The sequence below is a fragment of the Elusimicrobiota bacterium genome, from assembly GCA_018816525.1.
In the GTDB taxonomy this organism is placed as follows: domain Bacteria; phylum Elusimicrobiota; class Endomicrobiia; order CG1-02-37-114; family XYA2-FULL-39-19; genus OXYB2-FULL-48-7.
Genome location: JAHIVV010000015.1, coordinates 1 through 3975, shown reverse-complemented (window position 1 = coordinate 3975; position 3975 = coordinate 1). Strand labels below are relative to the sequence as shown.

The 3975-nt window shown below is 39.4% G+C and carries 3 protein-coding genes; all 3 read left to right on the top strand.

The genetic code is table 11. From position 1 onward, the window contains the following. Nucleotides 1–340: 340 nt before the first annotated feature. Genes KKH91_01885 through KKH91_01875 form a run of 3 tightly spaced genes read left to right on the top strand, consistent with a single transcriptional unit; the run spans nt 341 to nt 3790 of the window. Nucleotides 341–484 carry a hypothetical protein gene (locus KKH91_01885; protein MBU0951567.1) on the top strand — a complete coding sequence of 48 codons (144 nt, stop codon included), beginning with the start codon at nt 341–343 and terminating at the stop codon, nt 482–484. 24 nt (nt 485–508) lie between these two features. Then, the gene (locus KKH91_01880) at nt 509–1570 is read left to right on the top strand and encodes a DUF1646 domain-containing protein (GenBank protein MBU0951566.1); all 1062 of its coding nucleotides are present in this window, start codon (nt 509–511) and stop codon (nt 1568–1570) included. An 18-nt stretch (nt 1571–1588) separates the two neighbouring features. Beyond that, entirely contained in the window at nt 1589–3790 is a 2202-nt protein-coding gene (locus KKH91_01875) for a bifunctional alpha,alpha-trehalose-phosphate synthase (UDP-forming)/trehalose-phosphatase (protein MBU0951565.1), read from the top strand. Nucleotides 3791–3975: the final 185 nt, after the last annotated feature.

The following is a 3975-nucleotide window of genomic DNA, read 5'->3' as shown; positions in this document are numbered from 1 at the left end:
TTTGCGGTTAACTACCCGGAAATTTGGTGAAGTAAGACAAAATTCCTCCCAGGTTTGAACTATGTAATGGTATTTTAACATTTTTTTTCAGAAGAAATTGCTGATTTGGAGAAGATCCAAAATCAATATCGGTTCTTGGGCCGCGAACCCGAACTTGAAAACCTTTTTTAAAAGTAGTACAATCTACTAAAGGTTATTACAAATTAAATAACAATTGGGGTCCTGGGATTATAATCCAGGAGGATTTTGAATAGTCGGGCCGCTATTCTATTAATTTTTGATTTTCAAATCAAAGGTTAATAGGGTTGCGGTATTTTTATTTTATAAGGAGGTAGTGTTTATGTGGAACCCCGCTCAGGACTGGCCAGTTTTTATTTTCATGGCAATATTTTTTGGGTTTATTGTCTATGTTGTAATTAACGGTAAAAAGAATGAAAAAATGGAAAAGGAAAAACAAAAAAAGGAATTAGAGAACAAGAAGTAATTTTTGTTATTTCTCGGTAATTATATGAGCATACCCGTACCTACTATTTTAGGGTTAGTTTTTATATTGCTGGCAGTATTAATTCTGCCATTTATATTTAAATCTATCGAACATAATTTGGAAATATTCTTATTGGTAATGGGTGTTTTAAGTGTTTCAGTAACATGTTTGTGGAGTAGAGATCTCCTAATTGAAGCTATAACGTCCCCCATTAGTCTTAAACACCCTATTGTAGAAGTAGTATTTCTGAGCGGTTTAGTGTTTCGTTCAATAAACAAAAAGATAGGACATAGTATAAACAAATTAGTTGAAATATTTGGTTTGAAATTATTTATATTCCTTTTAATAATCGTTTTAGGACTGTTTTCTAGCGTAATAACTGCCATAATATCAAGCCTGATTTTAGCCCAGGTTATATCAGAGCTGAAATTGGACAAAAAAACAGAAATAAAATTGGTTGTTATAACCTGTTTTTCTATAGGATTAGGCGCGGCACTTACACCTGTGGGTGAACCACTATCTACTATTGCGGTAGCAAAACTAAGCTCTGTCCCATATAATGCAGGTTTTTTCTTTCTATTTAATCAGTTATGGTGGTTGATAATACCAGGTGTAATGGGATTTGGAATATTGGGTATAATTCTGTGTGATAAACCAATTCGTGGCAAACATGGGCTTGTTGAAGACAAACTCGAAAATGTATATGACATAATTGTTAGGACATTGAAAGTATATTGTTTTATTGTGGCACTTGTTTTACTTGGGAAGGGGTTTCAGCCAATAATAGACACATTCATAGTAAAATTAAACCCCGCAATATTATACTGGATTAACATGATTTCCGCAGTGCTTGATAATGCAACGCTGACAGCTGCTGAAATATCACCAAACATGTCTCTTGTTCAGATACGTGCGATACTTATGGGTTTGCTAATTTCAGGCGGGATGCTTATACCTGGGAATATCCCAAATATAATTTGTGCAAATAAGCTCAATATTACCTCGAAAGAATGGGCAAAAGTTGGATTGCCCATAGGATTTGTTGCAATGGTTGTTTACTTTGTGACAATTTTCATTATCTTATAAATAAGGTATAATTTGTCTATGAGATTATTAATAGTTTCAAACAGATTGCCTTTCAGCGTTGAAGAAACAGGCGGTAAAATAAGCTTCAGGGAAAGTACCGGAGGCCTGGTTACCGGCATAAGCGCGTACCTTGATTCGCTGAAAAGCTCTTCTTTTACAAAACAGGAACATATCTGGGTTGGCTGGCCGGGCAGTGAGATAAGCCCGAAATTGGAAAATGAGCTGAAAAAAAAAGCCCTCTCCGAATTTAATGCCTCGCCGGTATTTATCGATGAAAAATCCATGGATTTTTTTTACAATGGGTTCTGCAATAAAACCATCTGGCCTTTATTCCATTGTTTCCCCGTTTATACCAGCTACAATGAAACCTCCTGGAATTATTATAAAAAAGTAAACGAACAGTTTTGCGAAGCAATAGTAAAAATCGTAAAACCCGACGATCTGATTTGGGTCCACGATTACCACCTGATGCTCCTGCCGAAATTACTTAAGGAAAAACTGCCCGATACCCCGGTGGGCTTTTTTCTTCATATACCCTTCCCTCCTATAGAAATATTCCGCCTGCTTCCGAAAAAATGGCGTTTGGAAATACTTAAAGGGCTTATCGGCGCCGACTTGCTCGGTTTCCACACCCATGATTATACGCAGAATTTCCTTAAATGCACCCTGCGCCTGCTGGGATTTGATCACAACATGGGCAACATTACCACCGACAACAGGATATTGAAAGCGGATACTTTTCCCATGGGAATCCATTACCAAAAATACCACGACACAGCAAACCTGCCGGAAGTTCAGCAGGAGAAAGAAAAACTAAAAACTACGTTCGCCGGCCTGAAAACCATTCTTTCGGTTGACCGCCTTGATTATACCAAGGGGATATTGAACAGGCTTGAAGGTTATGAATTGTTCCTAGAAAACAACCCCCAGTGGCACAAAAAAGTTTTGATGCTGCTGGTAGTAGTACCTTCACGCATAGGGATAGACAATTACCAGAAAATGAAAGCCAAACTCGACGCCTATGTAGGTAAAATCAACGGCAAGTTCGGCAGTCTTGACTGGACGCCCGTGCATTACCAGTATAAATATCTGCCGCTTCAGCCCCTGGTCGCCCTGTATTCCTCCTGTGACGTAGCCATGATCACCCCGCTGAGGGACGGCATGAACCTGGTTGCCAAGGAATACATCGCAGCGCTTACGGATAAGACCGGCGTATTAATTTTAAGCGAAATGGCAGGCGCCGCGAAAGAACTCGGCGAAGCTATAGTCATTAATCCCAATCATAAAGAAGAAATCGCTGACGCCCTTAAAGAGGCGCTTGAAATGCCTGTTGAACAACAAAAGTTACGTAACAGTGTTATGCAGAAAAGGCTCAAGGAATATGATGTTATCCGCTGGGCAAACGATTTTACGCAGGAATTGACGGAAATGAATGAATATAAAAAGAAATTCAACGCCAGGCTTTTGAATTCTTCAGACAAAAAACAGCTTGTTAAAAGCTTCAAGGAGGCTGATTCCAGGATTGTTTTTATGGATTATGACGGGACACTGGTGCCGTTTGCCGGTCTGCCGGAAAATGCTTACCCTGATGAAGAAATCCTGAGATTACTCAAATCATTTTCGCAATCCCCGAACACAAAAGTTGTTATTGTAAGCGGAAGGGACAAGCAAACCCTACAGAATTGGCTTGGTAATACCAGCGTGGACATGGTTTCCGAGCATGGCGTCTGGATAAAGGATAACGGCAATGATTGGCAGCTGTTAAAACCCATGAATTCGGACTGGAAACCAAAAATCATTCCCATCTTGAAGACTTATTCCGATAGGTTGCCCGGGTCTTTTGTCGAAGAAAAAGAATTTTCTGTAGTATGGCATTACCGCAGGTCTGACCCTGAACTGGCTTCGATAAGAGCCAAGGAATTAATGGACGACCTGATTTCCTTTACCGCCAACATTGATGTCCAGGTATTGCAGGGCAACAAGGTAATCGAAGTCAGGAATTCGGGTATCAATAAGGGTATTGCGGCAAATTACTTCCTTTCAAAAAACAACTACAGCTTCATCATGGCGCTTGGGGATGACTGGACCGATGAAGACCTTTTCAAAAGCCTGCCGGATAACGCCTATTCTTTCAAGGTTGGAATTACTTCATCACATGCTAAATACAATATAAGAGATTACAAAGAAGCAAGAAAACTTATCGAAGACTTAATAAAGTAGTGCCTACTCTTTCCTTGAATTTATCTTTTATCCAAGTTATCCGGATAAAGAGCTAAAAAGCGGGTTTAATCTGGATTATATGCCCTGTGGAGAACTTGCCGCCAATGCTGTCTGGTTTGGCATAGGAATACTGGCCTACAATTTATTTATAGCCAGCAAGATATATTTATTTCCAAGAGGGTGGA

Bases quoted from the DNA above. Each gene is read 5' to 3' on its own strand.
- KKH91_01880 (MBU0951566.1), top strand. From the start codon at position 509: ATGAGCATACCCGTACCTACTATTTTAGGGTTAGTTTTTATATTGCTG.
- KKH91_01885 (MBU0951567.1), top strand. From the start codon at position 341: ATGTGGAACCCCGCTCAGGACTGGCCAGTTTTTATTTTCATGGCAATA.
- KKH91_01875 (MBU0951565.1), top strand. From the start codon at position 1,589: ATGAGATTATTAATAGTTTCAAACAGATTGCCTTTCAGCGTTGAAGAA.